The organism is Caulobacter sp. FV1ye13L (assembly GCF_058681155.1).
In genome coordinates, this window is the sequence record NZ_CM178732.1 from 3,370,248 (window position 1) to 3,388,463 (window position 18,216).

At 65.1% G+C, this 18,216-nt stretch carries 18 protein-coding genes; 7 read left to right on the forward strand and 11 right to left on the reverse strand.

The genetic code is table 11. The annotated features are described in order from the left end of the window. Nucleotides 1-162: 162 nt before the first annotated feature. Nucleotides 163-558: an NADH:ubiquinone oxidoreductase subunit NDUFA12 gene (locus tag ACW176_RS16340; RefSeq protein WP_419316869.1), complete on the forward strand. Its 396-nt coding sequence runs from the start codon at nt 163-165 to the stop codon at nt 556-558. Nucleotides 559-593: 35 nt separating this feature from the next. Further along, entirely contained in the window at nt 594-1,172 is a 579-nt protein-coding gene (locus ACW176_RS16345; RefSeq protein WP_492109886.1) for a DUF2155 domain-containing protein, read from the forward strand. Here the strand turns inward: ACW176_RS16345 and aat are convergent. From aat to ACW176_RS16365, 4 genes are read right to left on the reverse strand one after another with little or no spacing between them, the layout of a single operon-like run. After that, complete coding sequence (gene aat, locus ACW176_RS16350; RefSeq protein WP_492109887.1) at nt 1,109-1,759, reverse strand: leucyl/phenylalanyl-tRNA--protein transferase; 651 nt, start codon at nt 1,757-1,759, stop codon at nt 1,109-1,111. The two genes, ACW176_RS16345 and aat, sit on opposite strands and share 64 nt — an antisense overlap. A gap of 17 nt (nt 1,760-1,776) precedes the next feature. After that, entirely contained in the window at nt 1,777-3,120 is a 1,344-nt protein-coding gene (gene accC / locus ACW176_RS16355) for an acetyl-CoA carboxylase biotin carboxylase subunit (protein WP_492057261.1), read from the reverse strand. A 5-nt stretch (nt 3,121-3,125) separates the two neighbouring features. Further along, nucleotides 3,126-3,632: an acetyl-CoA carboxylase biotin carboxyl carrier protein gene (gene accB, locus ACW176_RS16360; RefSeq protein WP_492109888.1), complete on the reverse strand. Its 507-nt coding sequence runs from the start codon at nt 3,630-3,632 to the stop codon at nt 3,126-3,128. Between the two features lie 53 nt (nt 3,633-3,685). After that, entirely contained in the window at nt 3,686-4,129 is a 444-nt protein-coding gene (locus ACW176_RS16365; protein ID WP_492109889.1) for a type II 3-dehydroquinate dehydratase, read from the reverse strand. Nucleotides 4,130-4,207: 78 nt separating this feature from the next. On the opposite strand from ACW176_RS16365, the gene thiS reads away from it, so the two are divergent. Together thiS and ACW176_RS16375 are read left to right on the forward strand one after the other, a co-directional pair. Beyond that, nucleotides 4,208-4,408 (forward strand): sulfur carrier protein ThiS, encoded by a 201-nt coding sequence (gene thiS, locus ACW176_RS16370; RefSeq protein ID WP_492109890.1) that lies wholly within the window; start codon nt 4,208-4,210, stop codon nt 4,406-4,408. A gap of 44 nt (nt 4,409-4,452) precedes the next feature. Further along, nucleotides 4,453-5,259 (forward strand): thiazole synthase, encoded by an 807-nt coding sequence (locus tag ACW176_RS16375; protein ID WP_492109891.1) that lies wholly within the window; start codon nt 4,453-4,455, stop codon nt 5,257-5,259. On the opposite strand, the gene ACW176_RS16380 is transcribed toward ACW176_RS16375, so the two are convergent. From ACW176_RS16380 to ACW176_RS16395, 4 genes are all read right to left on the reverse strand, one after another. Beyond that, entirely contained in the window at nt 5,256-5,999 is a 744-nt protein-coding gene (locus tag ACW176_RS16380) for a DsbA family protein (protein ID WP_492109892.1), read from the reverse strand. The genes ACW176_RS16375 and ACW176_RS16380 overlap by 4 nt on opposite strands. Before the next feature lie 26 nt (nt 6,000-6,025). Beyond that, on the reverse strand, nt 6,026-7,444 hold the full coding sequence (locus tag ACW176_RS16385) for a M48 family metalloprotease (RefSeq protein WP_492109893.1): 1,419 nt from the start codon (nt 7,442-7,444) through the stop codon (nt 6,026-6,028). 145 nt (nt 7,445-7,589) lie between these two features. Beyond that, the gene (locus ACW176_RS16390; RefSeq protein WP_492109894.1) at nt 7,590-10,304 is read right to left on the reverse strand and encodes an Rne/Rng family ribonuclease; all 2,715 of its coding nucleotides are present in this window, start codon (nt 10,302-10,304) and stop codon (nt 7,590-7,592) included. Further along, the gene (locus tag ACW176_RS16395) at nt 10,228-10,446 is read right to left on the reverse strand and encodes a hypothetical protein (RefSeq protein ID WP_419316858.1); all 219 of its coding nucleotides are present in this window, start codon (nt 10,444-10,446) and stop codon (nt 10,228-10,230) included. The genes ACW176_RS16390 and ACW176_RS16395 overlap by 77 nt, the downstream gene beginning before the upstream one ends. A gap of 410 nt (nt 10,447-10,856) precedes the next feature. On the opposite strand from ACW176_RS16395, the gene ACW176_RS16400 reads away from it, so the two are divergent. From ACW176_RS16400 to prfB, 3 genes are all read left to right on the forward strand, one after another. Then, complete coding sequence (locus tag ACW176_RS16400) at nt 10,857-12,044, forward strand: N-acetylmuramoyl-L-alanine amidase family protein (RefSeq protein ID WP_492057258.1); 1,188 nt, start codon at nt 10,857-10,859, stop codon at nt 12,042-12,044. 158 nt (nt 12,045-12,202) lie between these two features. Then, nucleotides 12,203-14,584: a penicillin-binding protein 1A gene (locus ACW176_RS16405; protein WP_492109895.1), complete on the forward strand. Its 2,382-nt coding sequence runs from the start codon at nt 12,203-12,205 to the stop codon at nt 14,582-14,584. A gap of 75 nt (nt 14,585-14,659) precedes the next feature. After that, a protein-coding gene (gene prfB, locus ACW176_RS16410; RefSeq protein WP_419316855.1) for a peptide chain release factor 2 occupies nt 14,660-15,773 on the forward strand; the annotation gives its coding sequence in 2 pieces (ribosomal slippage) (nt 14,660-14,728 and nt 14,730-15,773; 1,113 coding nt in all). Nucleotides 15,774-15,842: 69 nt separating this feature from the next. Here prfB and ACW176_RS16415 read toward each other — a convergent pair. From ACW176_RS16415 to ACW176_RS16425, 3 genes are all read right to left on the reverse strand, one after another. Further along, a complete protein-coding gene (locus ACW176_RS16415; RefSeq protein ID WP_419316854.1) occupies nt 15,843-16,322 on the reverse strand; it encodes a bactofilin family protein in 480 nt (159 codons plus the stop codon). Next, nucleotides 16,303-17,454 carry a M23 family metallopeptidase gene (locus ACW176_RS16420; protein ID WP_492109896.1) on the reverse strand — a complete coding sequence of 384 codons (1,152 nt, stop codon included), beginning with the start codon at nt 17,452-17,454 and terminating at the stop codon, nt 16,303-16,305. The genes ACW176_RS16415 and ACW176_RS16420 overlap by 20 nt, the downstream gene beginning before the upstream one ends. A 250-nt stretch (nt 17,455-17,704) precedes the next feature. Further along, nucleotides 17,705-18,166, reverse strand: coding sequence for a peroxiredoxin (locus tag ACW176_RS16425; RefSeq protein ID WP_419316852.1), 462 nt, complete (start codon nt 18,164-18,166; stop codon nt 17,705-17,707). Nucleotides 18,167-18,216: the final 50 nt, after the last annotated feature.

Below are 18,216 nucleotides of genomic sequence, written 5' to 3' on the forward strand. Positions count from 1 at the left end.
CCTTCAATAGATGTTGGGGGCGGAGGCCATACGGTCCACAAGATGTTGAATTTCAGCGGGCGGGTCACATGCTGGACGCTACGGGCTGGCCGCCCTATAGTCCGGCCGCTTCGTCGCGTTCGTCGCGACATGGAAGTCCTTGCAAATTCGGGTGCAAACGTAGTGCTGAAAGCGATCTTCACGTGGTGGAACGGCGCGACCCTGGGTCAGCGGTTCCACATTGGCCGTCGCGGCGTGTTCGTGGGCATGGACGATTTTGGCAACCGATACTTTGAAGCCCGCGACGCCAGCGACAGCTATGACGCTCACAAGCGCCGCTGGGTGATCTACGACGGCTACGCCGAGGCCTCGAAGGTTCCGGCCGAGTGGAGCGGTTGGCTGCACTATACGTTCGACGAGCCGCCGACCACGAACCCTCTGCCCCGCCGCAGCTGGGAAAAGGATCACATTCCCAACCTGACCGGCACGGTTCACGCCTGGCGTCCGAAGGGCTCTCTGTCCCGTGGCGGCCAGCGGGCCGTGGCGACCAGCGACTATCAGCCCTGGAAGCCGGAATAGGCCCGATGCGGCGCGGAGCAATCCTTGGCGCGTCAGTGCTGGCCATCGGCCTGACGACGGTCGGCGTAGCATCCGCGCGTCAGTCGAGCGCGCCGGTCGCCCCGCAAGCGCCGGCGGCTCCAGCCGCGCCGAACCCGGATGCGCTCCAGCCGCGCGTGGCCGTTCCTGCGCCACAACCCGATCCCCAGGTCCAGCAACCGGTCGCCAAACCCGCCACCACGAAGGCGGTCACACCCGCCAAACCTGCTGAACCTGCCAAGCGTGGTCGCTCGTCGGTCGCCATTATTCAGGCGCTGGACAAGGTAACGACCGAGACGATGCGCTTCGAAGCGCCCGTCGGTCAGCCCATTCGCTACAAGACCCTGATCTTCACCGTTCGGGCTTGCGAAACCTCGGCTTCTGACGAGGTCGCGCCTGAGTCGACGGCCTATGTGATGGTCGATACCCAGCCCAAAGCCGTGGCCGGACGGGTCGCCCCTCCGGGACGTCAGGTCTACAAGGGCTGGATGTACGCCAATTCGCCGGGCATGAACCCGCTGCAGCATCCTGTCTATGATGCCTGGTTGATCGCCTGCAAAACGTCGGCGCCCGTCGCGCCGGCCGAGAAGCGGTAGAAATCGGCCTGGGCCGGCCAGGCCTTGACCAGACGACGCCGATAGTCAGCGCGTGAGATTTCGACGGCGCCAAACTGCAGCAGATGATCGGTGATGAACTGGGTGTCGAGCAGCCGATAGTCGCCGACCTTTAGTCGCGCCACCAGATGGGCCAGCGCCACCTTGCTGGCGTCGCGCTCGGTGGAGAACATGCTCTCGCCAAAGAACGCCGCGCCCAGCGACACGCCATAGAGACCGCCGACCATCTGGCCGTCTCGCCAGCATTCGACAGAATGGGCCAGACCCCGCGCGAAGAGTTCGCCATACAACTGCTGGATCGGCGCGTTGATCCAGGTTTCCAGTCGGCCTGGACGAGACGTCGCGCAGGCCTCGACGACGGCGTTAAAGGCGCTGTCGATCCGAACCTGAAAGATGTCGGCACGAACGGTACGCGCGAGCCGACGGGGCATGTGCACGCTATCCAGCGGCAACACACCCCGTCGCTCGGGATCGATCAGAAAGATGCTCTCGTCATGACGGGCGTCGGCCATCGGAAAAACGCCGCGCTCGTAACAACGGATCAGATCATCGACCGTGAAGGCGTCCATGCGCGCCCCCGCCAGTCCTAGCCCTGCGCCTTGATCCAGCGCTCGAGCCAATGGATGTCGTAGTCGCCGGCCAGGATGTCGGGCTGAACCAGCAGGTCCTGGAACAGCGGGATCGTGGTTTCGATGCCGCCGACGACCATCTCGCCCAGGCAACGCTTCAGGCGCGCGATGCACTCCTGACGGTCGCGGCCGTGGACGATCAGCTTGCCGATCAGGCTGTCGTAGTAAGGCGGGATCGCATAGCCGGTATAGATCGCCGAATCCAGGCGAACGCCCAGGCCACCCGGGGCGTGGAAGTCTGTGATCGTGCCGGGCGATGGCGTGAAGGTTCGCGCATTCTCGGCGTTGATCCGGCACTCGATGGCGTGGCCTTCGAAAACCACTTCGGCCTGGGTGAAGGACAGCGGCAGACCGGCGGCAATGCGGATCTGCTCACGCACCAGGTCAATGCCGGTGATGGCTTCCGTGACCGGGTGTTCGACCTGCAGACGGGTGTTCATCTCGATGAAGAAGAACTCTCCGTTCTCCCAAAGGAACTCGATGGTGCCGACGCCGAGATAGCCAATGGCCTTGACCGCATCGACGACGATCTTGCCGATCTTGGCACGATCGGCCGCGCCCAGGGCGGGCGAGGGGGCTTCTTCCAGCACCTTCTGGTGGCGACGCTGCAGCGAGCAGTCGCGTTCGCCCAGATGCACCACATTGCCATGGCTGTCGGCGATGACCTGGATCTCGATATGGCGCGGCTTCTGGAGGTAGCGCTCCATATAGACCGTGTCGTCGCCGAAGGCTGCGCGGGCTTCCGAGCGGGCGGTCGAAACCGCCTCGGCCAGATCCTCGCGCGTCTGGGCGACCTTCATGCCGCGACCGCCGCCGCCGGAGGCGGCCTTGATCAGGACAGGAAAGCCGATGATGTCCGCGGCCGCAAAGGCTTCTTCCTCGGTGGCGAGGCCGCCATCCGAACCGGGAACCACCGGAATACCCGCGTCCTTCACGGCCTGTTTGGCAGTAATCTTGTCGCCCATGAGCCGGATGTGCTCGGGCTTGGGGCCGATGAATGTGAAGCCGTGGGCGCCGACGATTTCGGCGAAGCGGGCGTTTTCCGACAGGAAGCCGTAGCCAGGGTGAACCGCCTGGGCGCCGGTAATCTCGCACGCGGCGATAATCGACGGGATGTTCAGGTAGCTCTTGGCGGCGGGAGCTGGGCCGATGCAGACACTTTCGTCGGCCAGGCGCACCCACATCGAGTTGGAGTCGGCCTCGGAGTGGACCGCCACGGTGGCGATGCCCATTTCCTTGCAGGCACGGTGAACCCGGAGCGCAATCTCGCCCCGGTTCGCGATCAGGATCTTGTCAAACATGATCGTTACTCGATGACGACGAGGGGCTCGCCGAACTCGACCGGCTGAGAGTCACCGACGAGAATCTCGACGACCTTGCCAGCCTTGGGGGCCGCGATCGGGTTCATCGTTTTCATGGCCTCGACGATCAGCAGGGTCTGGCCGGCCGCGACGGTGTCGCCGACCTTGATGAAGGCGTCCGCGCCCGGCTGGGGCGACATGTAGACAGTGCCGACCATCGGCGACTTGACCAGATCGCCAGCGGCGCGGGCGGCCGGGACAGCGGTTTCAGCGACCGGCGCGGCGGCCGGCAGCGGCGCGGCCTGGGGCGCATAGGCCTGAGGGGCTTGGACGTAGGTGGTGGCCGCACCGGCCACGGTCAGTTCACGGGCCACGCGGATCTTCAGGCCGGCATGCTCGACCTCGATTTCGCTCAGGCCGGTGTCCTTCAGGATGTCCGCGAGTTTGCGGACCAGGCGGGCGTCGATCGACGGAGTCTCGACCGGATCGGCGGAAGCCTTGGGATTGGACATTGAAGCTACCTTGTTCTCTTGGCTCGCAGCGACTGAACGCCGGCGGGCTGGACCTAGTTCGCGCCGATCAGGCCGATAGCGGCCTGGATCGCCAGTTCATAACTCGCCGCGCCGAAACCGGAGACGATCCCTGTGGCCGCCAGCGAGACATACGTATGGCGACGGAATTCCTCCCGCGCCGCCGGGTTGGACAGGTGGCACTCGATCACCGGAATGCTCAAGGTCTTGAGCGCATCCAGCAAGGCGATCGAGGTGTGGCCATAGCCTGCCGGGTTGATGATCAGGGCGGAGGCAGACAGACGCGCCTCCTGAACCCAGTCGATCAGTTGGCCCTCATGGTTGGATTGCCGGAAGACCACCGAATGGCCATGCAAAGCCGCACGCGCATCGCAGCGCGCCCGGACATCGTCCAGCGTGTCCTTGCCATAGATCTCGGGCTCACGCGTTCCCAACAAGTTGAGATTGGGGCCGCTCAGCACATGGATCGGGTTTACCATTCGGCTCCGCCGTCGATTCCGATGGTCTTGTATAGCCGGTTCTGCCGGGTCACAAGCAGCGCTCGCTCAGGAGGTGAGATGAAGCTTTTTCTGAATGGAGACGAGCACCAGATCTCCGAGGTTTCCAGCGTCGCAGATCTGGTCGCTGCATTAGGTCTCGACTCGCGAAAGGTGGCCGTGGAACGCAATCTGGAGATCGTGCCGCGCTCGACCTATGCCGCAACGGAACTAGCCGATGGCGACCGCATCGAGATCGTTACATTTATCGGTGGCGGCTGACCTCGACGTTTGAAACCGCGCCTGACGGGGCGTAAACCAGCGGCATGAACGCGCATGTTTCCCCCGACTCCGCCCTGACGTCCGACGATAGCTGGACCGTCGCTGGCCGCACCTTTACCTCGCGCCTAATTGTCGGCACCGGCAAGTACAAGGACTACGCGACCAACGCCGCCGCCGCCGAGGCGGCCGGAGCCGAGATCGTCACCGTGGCCGTACGCCGCGTCAATCTGACCGATCCCACCCAGCCGCTGCTGGTGGACTACATCAAGCAGGACCGCTTCACCTACCTGCCCAACACGGCGGGCTGTTTCACCGGCGAGGACGCCGTGCGGACGCTGCGCCTGGCCCGCGAGGCCGGCGGCTGGGACCTGGTGAAGCTGGAAGTGCTGTCCGATCCCAAGACCCTCTATCCCGACATGGAAGAGACCCTGCGGTCGCTGAAGCTGCTGGTCACCGAAGGCTTCCAGGTGATGGTCTATTGCTCGGATGATCCGGTCTATTGCCGCAAACTGGAAGAGGCCGGCGCCGTGGCGATCATGCCGCTGGGTGCGCCGATCGGCTCGGGTCTCGGCATCCAGAACCGGGTCAACCTGCGGATCATCATCGAGAACGCCGGCGTGCCGGTGCTGGTCGACGCCGGAGTCGGCACGGCCTCTGACGCCGCGATCGGCATGGAGCTGGGCTGCGACGCCATCCTGATGAACACCGCCATCGCCGAGGCCAAGGATCCGATCCGCATGGCGCGCGCGATGAAGCATGCGGTCATCGCCGGCCGGGAAGCCTATCTCGCGGGCCGGATGCCCAAGCGGATGTACGCCGATCCCAGCTCGCCTCTGGCGGGGCTGATCTAGCTCTTCTTGAGCGCCGCTGCGGCCTGGGTCTTGGCGATCGCCAGCTTCAGGGCCTGCATGTCCGCGCCGGGGATAACCGTGTCGCCGACGATGTAGACGGGGGTGCCTTCGATAGCCAGCGACTGGGCCAGGCCATGGGTGTCGGCCAGATGCTGGGTCACTGCGGCTGAGGCGCCCGCAGCGCGGGCCTTGGCGACATCAATGCCGAGCCCTGCCGCGATTCGGTAGGCGCCGGCCTCGTCCAGGCTCTTCTCGGCCATCAGCGCCCGGTGCAGTTGCAGCGTCTTGCCTTGGTCCTTGGCGCCCAGCATCAGTCGTGCCGCAGCTTCGGAATCGCGGCCAAAGATCACGAAATCCTTGAACACAAATCGCACGTCCGGATTTTCGGCGATCAGCTTGAGCACCTCGGGGGCGGCTACCCGGCAATAGCCGCACTTGTAGTCGAAGAACTCGGTGACGGTGACCAACCCGTTGGGATTGGCCACGAAGTCGCGCGGGTCTCGCTCGATCGCTTGGCGATACTGGCCGATGGCCTTGCGACCGGCCTCCGCCGTCTTGACCGCCTGCTTCTGTTCCAGCTTTGCGCTGACCTCCAGCAGCACCTCGGGGTGCTCCAGCAGGTAGGCGCGCACCTTGTCGCCAAATTCCTTGTCGGCCTTGGCTGGCGCGCAGGCGCCCAGGAGCAGGCCCGACAGGGCGAGCGAAGCGGCGAAGGCGCCGGCGCGGCGGGACAGGGTCATGAGGGTCTCGAAATCAGAGTGGGGGATCAGCGGCGAAAGACGGACTGGGTCGCGCCTTCCTTGGCCAGATCCTTGAGGTCCTGGTTGCTAGGGCGCGAGGCCAAGACGATGTCGGTGGCGCGCCGCCATTCAGGCGTGTCCTTGGTCAGGAGTTCGCGGGCACGCATAGCGAAGACGCGGGCTTCCTGGGGCGCGCCCATGGAGAAGTACTGCTCTGCGGTGGCCAGTCGGGCGTCGCCGTCCTTGCCCTGCTTGTCGTAGGCCTGGGCCAGCAGACGCCAGGTTACAGCGTTGTCGCTATCGTTGCGCAAGGCGCGTTTGAGTTCACGCACGCCTTCCTCGACCTTGGCGGGCTCTTTCTGGTTGATCAGGGTCTGGCCAAGATTGATGCGCAGCAGCGGCGCGTCAGGCTTGAGCGCCACGGATCGGCGCTGGGGTTCCTCGGCCTGTTCGACGCGGTTGAACTCGAACAGGATTTGCCCCTTCAACTCCCACAGATAGGGGTTGTCGGCGTTGTCGACGAGCAGGCCTTCGATCAGCTTCAGGGCCCGGTCGGGCTCCTTCATCTGGTAGTAGGCAATGGACCGTGCGTAACGCGCCGGGAAGCTGTTGTCGTTTTCCTTGTACTTCATCAACGCGACTTGCGGATTGAGGAAGCCTTCCAGCTTGGCGCGCATGATCTGGTGTTCAGCCAGGTCGGCAGGGCTGTCGACGGCGTCGTAGTGCGACTGGCGTTCGACCCGGCTGCGCAGGGTCTCGATCCGCTCCGACGACAACGGGTGGCTGCGGAAATAGGCGAAGCGCCGAGCCTGATCGAAAACTTCCTGATAGCGGAAGTTGTCGAAGAACTCGACGAGGCCGCGCCCAGATTGACCCGTAGCTTCCAAGAAGCCGGCGGCGGCCTGGTCAGCGCGGGATTCCTGGTCGCGGCTGTAGCCTAGCGCACCAAGCGTCCCGAAATACGAAGCGTTGCCCAACAGCACCGCACCTGCGTCGGGCGCGCCCGCCAGGGCCGCCAGCACGCCCAGACCCATGGTCAGGATCATGGGCTTGAGGCCCGCGCGCATCATCTCCGCCGAGCGGATAGGGTGCCCGCCCGCAAGGTGCCCGGTTTCGTGGGCGATGACGCCCTTGAGCTGGTTGGGGGTTTCGGTCTGCAGGATCAGGCCGGTATTGAGGCCCATCATCAGGCCCTGGGTCGCGAAGGCGTTTAGCGACTTGTCGCCGACCAGCAGGATGCGCACGGTCTTGGAATCCAGACCCGCCGCCTCGAACAGGGGGTCGGCGTCGCGATGCAGGATTTCTTCGATCTCGGTGTCGCGGATCAGCGACGGGCCATCCTGGGCGGCGGCCGGCGTCGCAGCGGAAAGGCTCAAAGCCGCGACCACCGTCACGGAGCAGAAGGCGCGAAACCTCTTTTCAGCCCACAGCATGCGGGAGGTCATTCAACGTCTCCAGTCGCGCCCCCGCGATTGAGGCGAGTGTAGCGTGGAATTTGGCGGCCTGTGAACCACCGCTGTCGTTCCGCGTCACTCGCTATATGGGCCTCGTGGACGGCCGGACCAGTGCCCGACCGTCCACGAACTTTCATCAGCCCCGGCGCCACCAGCCGCCGCGCGGCTTGACGGGGGGCGCGGTGATCTCAGCCGGATCAGGCTCCGCCGGCTCAAGAACCTTTTCCGGGACCGGTTCAGGCTCGGGGGCAGGTTGTGGCGCAGGCGCCGCAATGGGGGCGGGGGCGACGGGCGCTTCGGCCACGACCTGGACAGGCGCCTCGACCGCGACCGGTTCGGCGACCACCTCGGGGGCGGCCGCTTCATCGGCGGCGGACTCGATCACGGCTTCAGCGGCCGGAGCATCGCCCTTGCGACCGCGCGTGCGGGGACGGCGGGCCTTCTTGGGGGCTTCGTCGCCCGGCGCCGGCAGTTCGACCCAGATGTCGCTGGGAGGAGCTTCAGCCACAACCGCCGGGATGGGCGGCAATTCGGCCTCGGCCAAGGCTTCGACCGGTGCGGGGCGCGCTTCACGCTCGCCACGACCGCGGCCACGGTTACGGCTGGAACGGCCTTCCGATCGATCACCGCGCTCGGCCCGTTCGGGACGCTCAGCGCGTTCCGGTCGCTCGGCTTGCGGCGCAGGCGCGGACTGTTCGGGCGCAGGACGGCGCTGTTCACCGCCACGACCATCCAGAGCGGCCGGATCGTGCCAGGCAAAGGCGCTGTCGCCGAACGGGACACGGGGGCGGATCCAGACGAAGGCGTCGGTCGGACGATCACCGTCCTCGCGACCGCCACGGCGGCCGCCACGGCGTCCGCGACGGCGACGGCGACGGCGGGCTTCCTCGTCCTCGCCTTCGACGGCGAAGTCGCCGCGATCGGCATCTCCGTCCTCGTCGCCTTCGACGTCGTCGATAGCCTCGACCTCGCCCTCCGGCGCGGCGTCGGCGTCATCGCGCCGTCCGCGACGGCGGCGCTTGCGCTTGCGGTTGCGATCGCCTTCGTCTTCGGCAGCCTCGGCGCGGGGCTTGCCGCGCGGGGCGGCGCGGACGGCCGGTGCGTCATCGTCAGAATCTTCGCGTTCGACGGCCTCGTCGTCGAAGATTTCTTCGTCCTCGTCTTCGTCCTCGTCGTCATAGACCTCGTCTTCGAAGTCGTCATCCGACACAGGCGGCGGAGCGATGGCGATACGTTCGCCAAGCTCGGTGCGTTCGATCTCGTTCTCGGCGGCGTGCAGGCTCTCGTCGACCAGCACCGTCACGAACAGGCCGTGGGTCTGTTGCAGGCGCACCAGATAGGCGCGCTTTTCGTTGAGGATGTAGATGCCGACCGCGCGCGACACCTTCAGGGTGATCGCGCCGCTGCCCTTCAGGGCCTCGACCTCGACGGCCCGCAGAGCGGCCAGGGCGCTGGACTCGACCGAGCGAACCCGGCCGGTGCCTTCGCAGTGTTCGCAGACGTGGGTGGTGCCTTCCAGCACGCCGGTGCGGCGACGCTGGCGGCTGATTTCCATCAGGCCAAAACCGCTGATCTTGCCCATCTGGATGCGGGCGCGATCGTCCTTCAGGGCGTCCTTCAGGACCTTCTCGACGGCGCGGTTGTTCTTGCCTTCATCCATGTCGATGAAGTCGATGACGATCAGGCCGGCCAGGTCGCGCAGACGGAGCTGACGAGCAGCTTCCTCGGCGGCTTCGGTATTGGTCTTCAGCGCGGTCGCTTCGATGTTGCGCTCGCGCGTCGCCTTGCCCGAGTTGACGTCGATGGCGACCAGGGCTTCGGTCTGGTTGATCACCAGATAGCCGCCCGATCGCAGGGGAACGACCGGCGAATAGATCTGCGCCAGGTGATCCTCGATGCGGTGCTTAACGAACAGCGGCGCCGGATCGCGGTAGTGGAAGACCTTCTTCGCCTGGCTGGGCATGAGCATGCGCATAAAGTCGCGCGCTTCCTTGAAGCCCGCTTCACCCTCGACCCAGATGCCTTCCAGTTCCTTGTCGTACATGTCGCGGATGGCGCGTTTGACGAGGTCTTCTTCCTCGTAAATCAACGCTGGCGCCACCGAGTGCAGCGTGGTCTCGCGGATGTTTTCCCACAGGCGCAGCAGGTAGTCGTAGTCGCGCTTGACCTCAGCCTTGGTGCGCTTGGCGCCGGCCGTGCGGATGATCAGGCCCATGCCCTGCGGCACATCCAGGCTCTGAACGACGCTCTTGAGGCGCTTGCGGTCAGTGACCGTGGTGATCTTGCGGCTGATGCCGCCGCCACGGGCGGTGTTGGGCATCAGGACGCCATAGCGGCCGGCCAGTGACAAGTAGGTGGTGAGCGCAGCGCCCTTGTTGCCGCGCTCTTCCTTGACCACCTGGACCAGCATGATCTGCCGGCGGCGGATCACTTCCTGGATCTTGTACTTGCGCATAAGGCGGCGCTTGCGGCGCGCCAGTTCTTCTTCGACGGCGTCTTCCTCGTCGTCGACGTGATCGCCATCCTCGTCATCGCGACGCGCGGAGACGTGGTCGTCCTCGTCGTCGTGCGAATCATCACGCATCAGCGCTTCGCGGTCGGCGACCGGAATTTGATAGTAGTCGGGATGGATCTCGTTGAAGGCGAGGAACCCATGGCGGTTGCCGCCATATTCGATGAACGCAGCCTGGAGGCTGGGCTCAACGCGGGTCACCTTGGCGAGATAGATATTTCCGCGAAGCTGTTTGCGGGTCTGGCTTTCGAAATCGAATTCTTCAACCCGGGTTCCGTCCACGACGACCACACGCGTCTCTTCGGCGTGTGCTGCGTCGATCAGCATCTTCTTCGACATTAAGGGAATCTCCACGGCGCACGGCGGGCTCATGGCCCGGTCGCCGAAATGAAAGACAGGCGCGCGCGTCACCGCCCGTCGCTCCGCCAGTGCGGTTGCGAGAGGTCGGATGCCAATGGCGGACGGGTGCGGCGCAGCCCATGAGGTTTCTGTTCTCTCCACCGCGCCGTGAGGCGCGGACTGGATGGTTTACCGGGTCGCGCCGGAATGACGCTGATCGGAGGGCGCGTCGTCGCCGGGAAGGCGGAGAGCCCGACGCGGGCCCTGCGGACCGGCCCTGCGGCAGGCGTCTGCCTGCGAACGAAGGATCGATCCTCGGATAACTCGTCTAGTCGCGGCGCACGAAACGGAGGAGGCGAAAGGCTCCAATCATCCCGCGGTCGCTCGCGCGAGCTTCCATGACGATCACGTCGCTCGCACGCAGATGAATTGTAGCAACATCGCGAGGCAAAAGGAAAGCGCTGGACAACAAGGTCAGGTTTAACGCTTTCGCTACCGGGCGTGGCGGATATTGACGGCTGGTTCACCGGCACCGGAATGCTTGGGCGAGGGATGCTTAGAGTTCTCATCGGGTTAGCGCGAACGGGCTGGTTGAGGGCCGCGTTAATCGTCGGCGGCCTGACCGTCGCTGGCGTCGCTGTCGCGACCGCGCAAGGCCCCGCGCCGGCCGCTGGGGTCCAGAAAGTCCGTTTTGGCGGCGATCGGGCTGAAACCCGTGTGGTCATCGATCTTGATCGCGCCGCTGTGGGGCGTCTGATCGCTGACGGCGCCTTGGATCAACGCATTGTCATCGGACTACCCAATGTTTCGGTCTCGGGTGACCTGCAGGGGGCGGGCCAGGGTCTGGTCAAGCGCTGGATCATCGACGAGGCCGGCGGTGGCGCTCGCCTTCGCCTGGACCTGTCGGGCCGTGCTGAAGTGCGCCGGCGCTTCCTTTTGCCGCCCGGCGACGGCGCGACGGCCTATCGTTATGTCATAGACCTGAAGGCGACCGACGGCGCTGCGCCTGAGGCCGCGCCGAAGCTCACGCTCGTCTCCAGCCCGGTCAAGGCCGCTCCGCTGCGCTTGAAGAAGGTGATCGTCATTGATGCCGGTCACGGCGGCAAGGATCCCGGCTCGCTGGGCGCCTCCGTCTACGAGAAGGATGTCACGCTCGCGGCCGCCAAGGCCCTGAAGGCTCGTCTGGAGAAATCCGGCCGCTTCCAGGTTGTGATGACCCGGGAGACCGACACCTTCATTCCGCTGGAAGCGCGGGTGCAGATCGCCCGCCGCGCCGACGCCGACCTGTTTATCTCCATGCACGCAGACTCGGGTCCCGACGTCACCACGCGCGGAGCCAGTGTCTACACGCTGTCGGAAAAAGGCACCGAGCGCGTGGCGCGGGTGCTGGAGAAGGACGACTGGCTGATGAAGGCCAGCCTGCCGGGCCGCGATCGCGCCGTCAGCCAGATCCTGCTGGACCTGTCGCAGCGCGCCACCAAGAATCGCTCGGCCGCCTTCGCACAACTTCTGCTGGAACGCGTGGGCGAGGAGACGCCGCTGCTGCGTCGCAGCCATCGCGACGCCGGCTTTATTGTGCTGTTGGCGCCCGATGTCCCAGCCGTGCTGCTCGAGATGGGCTTCATCACCAATCCGGAGGATGAGCGGTTGTTGAGCAACCCCGCCAGCCGAACCCGGGTGGTCAATGCCGTCGGCGACGCCATCGAGTCCTATTTCGCCGCCCAGATCCGCAAATCCTGAGACGTGCGCGCCGTTGGCGCCCGCGGCGATGCAGGCTAGAGGCTTGAGGCAGAGTCCGGGCGCGAGGGTGCGGCCGCAAAACCGCTTACACTTTTGTGGAACGGGCTCTAGAGGATGAGAGCAGGGCGGGCGAGTGTGCGTCGTCCAACGGAGGCCCCGTGGATCTGAAACCCACCGAACGATGGATGGCCATCGCCGGCGTAGCGGTGCTTTCCGCGATCGCCGTGGCGGGCTTCGCGATCGCGATCTACGCGGCGTGGCTATTCCACGACATGCCCGATGCTGGCGAGCTGCAGGACTATCGTCCGCCGACGGCGACGCGCGTCTATGCGTGGGACGGCACCCTGATCGGCGAATACTCCAAGGAACGCCGGATCTTCGTCCCCTATGACCAGATCCCGCCGCAGCTGGCCCAGGCCTTCATGGCTGCCGAAGATCGCAATTTCTTCCGCCACAGCGGCGTCGATGTGGGCGGCTTCTCGCGCGCCATGCTCAAGAACGTCGGCAACGCCGCGCGCGGCAAGCGCCTGGAGGGTGGCTCGACGATCACCCAGCAGGTCGCCAAGAACGTGCTGCTGACCAGCGACGCCACGGTCGGTCGCAAATTCAAGGAAGCCATCCTGGCTCACCGTCTTGAGCAGTCGCTCGACAAGCAGCAGATCCTTGAGCTGTACCTGAACGAAATCTGGCTCGGCTATCGCTCGTTCGGCGTCGGCGCGGCCTCGTACAACTATTTCGGCAAGTCCCTGCCCGAGCTGACCCTGGCGGAGTGCGCCTATCTTGCGGCGCTGCCCAAGGGACCCGACAACTATCATCCGATCCGCAACAAGGCCAAAGCCAAGGTCCGCCGCGACTGGATCCTGGACCAGATGGCCGAGTTGGGCTGGGTGTCCCAGGCTGACGCCGACAAGGCCAAGGCCGAGGATCTGGTCGTCCAGGCCGCGCCCAAGCGCGCCGCCTATCGTGACGCCGACTATTTCGTCGAGGAAGTGCGCCAGCGCGGCGTCGCCACCCTCGGCCCGCGCCTCAGCGAGGGCGGCTACTACATGCGCACGACGCTGGATCCACGGATGCAGACCGCAGCCCGCGTCGCGTTGATGGATGGTCTCGAAAAGTACGACCGCCGCCACGGTTGGCGAGGCGCCTGGGGACACGTCGAGGCCAGTGACGCCGACTGGGAAAAGGCCGCCCGCGCCAAGAGCCCGCCGGCCGAACGCCAGGGCTGGCGGGCGGCCGTGGTCGTTTCGGGCGATGGCCGGGTGCGGTTGATCAAGAACGAGGGCGAAGGCGCCATCGTCGGCGAGGACATGGCATGGGCCCGGGCGGGCAAGGGTTTGAAGCCCGGCGACCTGATCTTCGTCGAGAAGGTCGAGGGGGCGTCAACTTACCGCCTGCGCCAGGTGCCCGCCGTCAATGGCGCGCTGGTGGCCATCGAGCCCTACAGCGGCCGCGTGGTCGCCTTGGTCGGCGGTTACAGCTTCTCACTCTCGAACTTCAATCGCGCCACCCAGGCGATGCGCCAGCCAGGCTCGGCGTTCAAGCCGTTTGTCTATGCCGCCGCCCTCGAAAATGGCTTCACGCCGGCCAGTGTGGTCGTCGACAGCGCCATCACATTGAAGGGCGCGAATGGCGAGGATTGGAGCCCGGAGAACTACCACAAGGAGTTCTACGGGTCACAGCCCCTGCGCAAAGGTCTGGAGCAGTCGATCAACGCCATGACCGTGCGTCTGGCGCAAAGCGTCGGCATGAAGAAGATCATCGAGTTCTCCAAGCGCACCGGCGTCGTGCGCGACATGCAGCCGGTGCTGGCGATGGCGCTGGGAGCGGGGGAAACCACCCCCTTCAAGCTGACCTCGGCCTATGCGCCGTTCGTCAATGGCGGTCGCCGCGTAGAGCCTCACCTGATCGAGTTGGTGCAGGACCGCGAGGGCAAGGTCATCTTCCGCGCCGACAAGCGCGACTGCGTCCGCTGCACCGCCGGCTTCAACGGCGACGAGAGCCCGCGCTTCGACGCGCCGGGCGAGCAGGTCATGGATCCGGTCACGGCCTATCAGATCACCTCGATGCTGCAGGGCGTGGTTCAGCGCGGCACGGCGGCGGCAGTCAGCTCGCTGGAACGTCCCCTGGCGGGCAAGACCGGAACCACCAACGAGTACCGCAGCGCCTGGTTCGTCGGCTATTCGCCCAACCTGGTGGTCGGGGTCTTCATCGGCTTTGACGACAACCGCTCGCTGGGCGAAGGCGAGACAGGGGCCTCCGGTCCTGTGCCGGTATTCATGGACTTCATGCGTGAAGCCTTGAAGGGCCAGCCTGTTGTCGATTTCAAACCGCCCAAGACCGCCAAGTTCGCCATGGTGCGCGGGATCCGCGAAGCCTTCCGGCCTGGGACCGAGCCCAAGACCGAGGTTCCCGCTGCTGCGGCAGGACCACAACCCTATTCGGACACCTGGCCCAATGGCGTGCCTACCGGCGCCACGAGCGCCGCTGACGCCGCAAAGCCACCGCCAAAGGCGCCTGACCCGCTCAGCGGCCTGTACTGATCCATCATCGGCGTTGCGCCGACCTCCGACGCGGGCTATCTCCCGCGCCCTTTCTTTTTGTCACGGAGTAACGTGATGCGACCGGATGTTGAGGCCTCTGCGGCCGACATCGAGCAGTCCGTGGGACTGCTCAGGAGGCGTCTTTGACTGGGATGCCGCACTTCGAAAGCTCGATGAGCTGAATGCCCGGGTCGAAGACCCGACCCTTTGGGACAAACCCGCCGAAGCCCAGGCCGTCTCGCGCGAGCGCGCCAGCCTGTCGGCGCGCGTGGAGGCCGTGCAGGCGCTCGACCAGGGCCTGAAGGACGCGCTGGAATATGCCGAGCTGGCCGACATGGAGGGCGACGACGCCCTGCTGGAGGATGCCCGCGCCCAGTTGAAGGACCTTAAGGATCGCGCTGGCCGCGCCGAGCTGGAGGCCCTGCTGTCAGGCGAGGCCGATGGCAACGACTGCTATGTGGAAATCAATTCCGGCGCTGGCGGCACCGAGTCCTGCGACTGGGCGGGCATGCTGCTGCGGATGTATTCGCGCTGGGCCAATGCTCACAAGATGAGCGTCGAGCTGGTCGAAGAAACCTCGGGCGATCAGGTTGGCATCAAGTCGGCGACTCTGCTGATCAAGGGCCAGAACGCCTATGGCTGGCTGAAGACCGAAGCCGGCGTCCACCGTCTGGTGCGCATCAGCCCCTATGACGCCGCTGCCAAGCGCCACACCAGCTTCGCTTCGGCCTGGGTCTATCCGGTGGTGGACGACACCATCGAGATCGAGATCAATCCATCCGACGTCCGCACTGACACCTACCGCGCCAGTGGCGCAGGCGGTCAGCACATCAACAAGACCGACTCGGCGGTGCGTCTGACACACATTCCGACCGGCATCGCTGTGGCCTGCCAGGCCGGTCGCTCGCAGCACCAGAACCGCGAAGAAGCGTGGAAGATGCTGCGCGCGCGCCTCTACGAGGCCGAACTGCAGAAGCGGGAAGCCGCCCAGCAGGCTCTGGAAGACCAGAAGACCGATATCGGCTGGGGTCACCAGATCCGCAGCTACGTTCTGCAGCCCTACCAGATGGTCAAGGACCTGCGGACAAACGTCGAGACCTCCGACACCCAAGGGGTGCTGGACGGCGATCTGGATGAGTTCATGGGCGCCTCGCTGGCCCAACGCGTCGGCGCTACACGCGACGCCTAGAAGCGCAGCCTGGAACGAAAAACGCCCCGGAGCGATCCGGGGCGTTGTTCTTGGTGTCTACTTCCAGGATCAGGCCGGCTTGGCCTGCGCCTCCGCCGGGGGCGCAAGAACCGGCGTCGGAGCCGGTTGCGGGGCAGGGCGCTGGAACTTCAGGCTGCGGCCCTGGAAGAAGGCGCCGGTTTCCATCGCCAACTGCTCGTGGGTAATGTCGCCGTCGATATAGGAGGTGCCGTAGAGGCGAACCTGCTTTGAGGTGATGGCGCCCACCACACGGCCGCGAACCTCGACGGCCTCGGCATAGACGGAGCCTTCGACATGACCGGTTTCGCCAACGGTCAGGCGGCCCACGCGAACATCGCCGCGAACCACGCCATCGATCTGGAGTTCGCCGTCGCCGGTGACGCCGCCCTCGATGGTGATGTCGGCCGAAATCAGGGAAGCGACCTTCGGCGCCACCTTGCGTGTCGGATCGACGGAGGCGATGGGCGTGGGCAGGGGCTCGATTTTGGTCGGGCCGCGCGCCGTGGTCTTAGTTTGCTTGCTGAACATACTCACCAGCCTTCAAAAAGCGATTTGGGTTCTGGGCCCTGCCATTGGCCCAGACTTCATAGTGCAGGTGCGGGCCGGTCGACCGACCCGTCGAGCCCATGGCTCCAACGCGCTGACCAATCGCGACCCGTTCGCCAACGCGCACTGAAATCGCTTGAAGGTGAGCATAGCGCGTCTTGAAGCCGCCGCCATGGTCGATCTCGATGGTGTTACCATAGCCAGACCGCACGCCTGTGAACGAGACGACGCCCGGCGCGGTCGACATGATCGGGGTGTAGAACGCCCCCGGGAAGTCCAGTCCAGAATGAAAGGCCGGCCGACGCGTGAACGGGTCAAAGCGAACGCCGTAGCTGCTGCTCATCGCCGGGTTGCTGGTCGGGCGGAAGAAAGGAAGCTTCTGGGCCGCCGCGTTCAGCGAGCGCATGTCCGACATATCGGTAGCGGCGCGGTGAATGCGGGTGGCGAATTCTTCATCGACGTCGAGCACGGCAGCGAGGGCTCGCGGATCCCGGGCCTCGATCAGCGGACCGCCCAGCGAGGCGCCGCGGCCAGTATAGTTGCCAGCGTCCAGGCCCGCCATGCGCATGGCCAGACGGAGGCGTTCGGCCCGGCTCTTGGCAAAGGTCTCTGCGGCGTCGATCAGGCGCTCCTGATCCATCCGGGTGGCCTGGATGCGCTGGACCGGCGTTGCGGCCAGCAGGCGAGGCTTGGAGGTCTTCAGGGCTTCGGAGGCGCCAGGGACGCCCTTAAAGTCGCTGACCAGCATGGCCAGCGCAGAGTGGCGCTTTTCTACCGAGGCGGCCAACTCATCGAGCGAGCCGTTGGTGGCCGAAAGCTGGGCGACGGCGCTGTTCAGGCGCGCCTGACGGTCGGCGTTGAGGCGCTCGTAATAGGCTCGCTGCTTGATGACCTGCTGGTCTGTCGAGCTGACAGCCAAAGCATTGACCATCATGGCGGCGGTGCAGACACCCATCCACAGGGCGGCGCAGCCGACGACGGTCGCGGCCAGAAGTTGCTTGTTGGTGGAAAAAACGTAGCCCCGCATCTCCCCGCCGGAGCGGATATAGAGGTGCCTTTCAGGGAAAAGACCTTCGAGGGATTGCCGCAGTCGCTTGAAGCGTTTGATGGCCATCGCTCACGAAACCCCCGTTTTTAGAACACGGGGATATGCAACGATATTACGCGGCCGCGCAAGGCTCTTCGCTCAGCAAGAGAGCGCGAGTAAAAGAATTTAGCATGCGGGCCCAATCGTTAACGCCACCTGAATGCGATCAGCAAGATCGATGGTCGACTGGGCGCCAATTGGCTCCGCTACGCGGCGCAAATACAACACCGCCGGGCGCGCTTGTTACACACCGTCGGCGATCAAATCGCAAATCCGACTACTTCATGGCTCTGGCAGTGGTCAGCACCGCCTTGATGTGGCCAGGCACTTTGACCTTTCGCCAGACCTCGCGGATTACGCCGTCGGCGTCGATCAGGAAGGTCGAGCGATCGATGCCCATATACTTGCGGCCGTACATGCTCTTTTCTACCCAGGCGCCGTAGGTTTCGACGATCTCGCCGGTCGTGTCCGCAGCCAGTTCCACCGTAAGGTCATGCTTGAGACGGAACTTGGCGTGCGAGGCGGCGCTATCCTTGGACACGCCCACGATCACTGCGCCCAGCTTTGCGAATTCCTCGACCTCGGACGAAAACTGCAACGCCTCTGACGTACAGCCCGAGGTGTCGTCCTTGGGGTAGAAATAGAGGACGATCTTCTTGCCCTTCAGGCTCGCAAGGCTGACCCGACCTGTATCGGTGGGCAGGTCGAACGCGGGAGCCTTATCGCCAGCTTGAAGCATCGTCTCTCTCCGTAATTCACTTCTACGTCGATAATCCAGGCTATCCCGGA

Bases quoted from the DNA above. Each gene is read 5' to 3' on its own strand.
- ACW176_RS16390 (WP_492109894.1), bottom strand. From the start codon at position 10,304: ATGTCGAAGAAGATGCTGATCGACGCAGCACACGCCGAAGAGACGCGT.
- ACW176_RS16385 (WP_492109893.1), bottom strand. From the start codon at position 7,444: ATGACCTCCCGCATGCTGTGGGCTGAAAAGAGGTTTCGCGCCTTCTGC.
- accB (WP_492109888.1), bottom strand. From the start codon at position 3,632: ATGTCCAATCCCAAGGCTTCCGCCGATCCGGTCGAGACTCCGTCGATC.
- ACW176_RS16420 (WP_492109896.1), bottom strand. From the start codon at position 17,454: ATGGCCATCAAACGCTTCAAGCGACTGCGGCAATCCCTCGAAGGTCTT.
- accC (WP_492057261.1), bottom strand. From the start codon at position 3,120: ATGTTTGACAAGATCCTGATCGCGAACCGGGGCGAGATTGCGCTCCGG.
- ACW176_RS16425 (WP_419316852.1), bottom strand. From the start codon at position 18,166: ATGCTTCAAGCTGGCGATAAGGCTCCCGCGTTCGACCTGCCCACCGAT.
- ACW176_RS16380 (WP_492109892.1), bottom strand. From the start codon at position 5,999: ATGACCCTGTCCCGCCGCGCCGGCGCCTTCGCCGCTTCGCTCGCCCTG.
- aat (WP_492109887.1), bottom strand. From the start codon at position 1,759: ATGGACGCCTTCACGGTCGATGATCTGATCCGTTGTTACGAGCGCGGC.
- ACW176_RS16375 (WP_492109891.1), top strand. From the start codon at position 4,453: ATGAACGCGCATGTTTCCCCCGACTCCGCCCTGACGTCCGACGATAGC.
- thiS (WP_492109890.1), top strand. From the start codon at position 4,208: ATGAAGCTTTTTCTGAATGGAGACGAGCACCAGATCTCCGAGGTTTCC.
- ACW176_RS16415 (WP_419316854.1), bottom strand. From the start codon at position 16,322: ATGTTCAGCAAGCAAACTAAGACCACGGCGCGCGGCCCGACCAAAATC.
- ACW176_RS16365 (WP_492109889.1), bottom strand. From the start codon at position 4,129: ATGGTAAACCCGATCCATGTGCTGAGCGGCCCCAATCTCAACTTGTTG.
- ACW176_RS16400 (WP_492057258.1), top strand. From the start codon at position 10,857: ATGCTTAGAGTTCTCATCGGGTTAGCGCGAACGGGCTGGTTGAGGGCC.
- ACW176_RS16395 (WP_419316858.1), bottom strand. From the start codon at position 10,446: ATGGGCTGCGCCGCACCCGTCCGCCATTGGCATCCGACCTCTCGCAAC.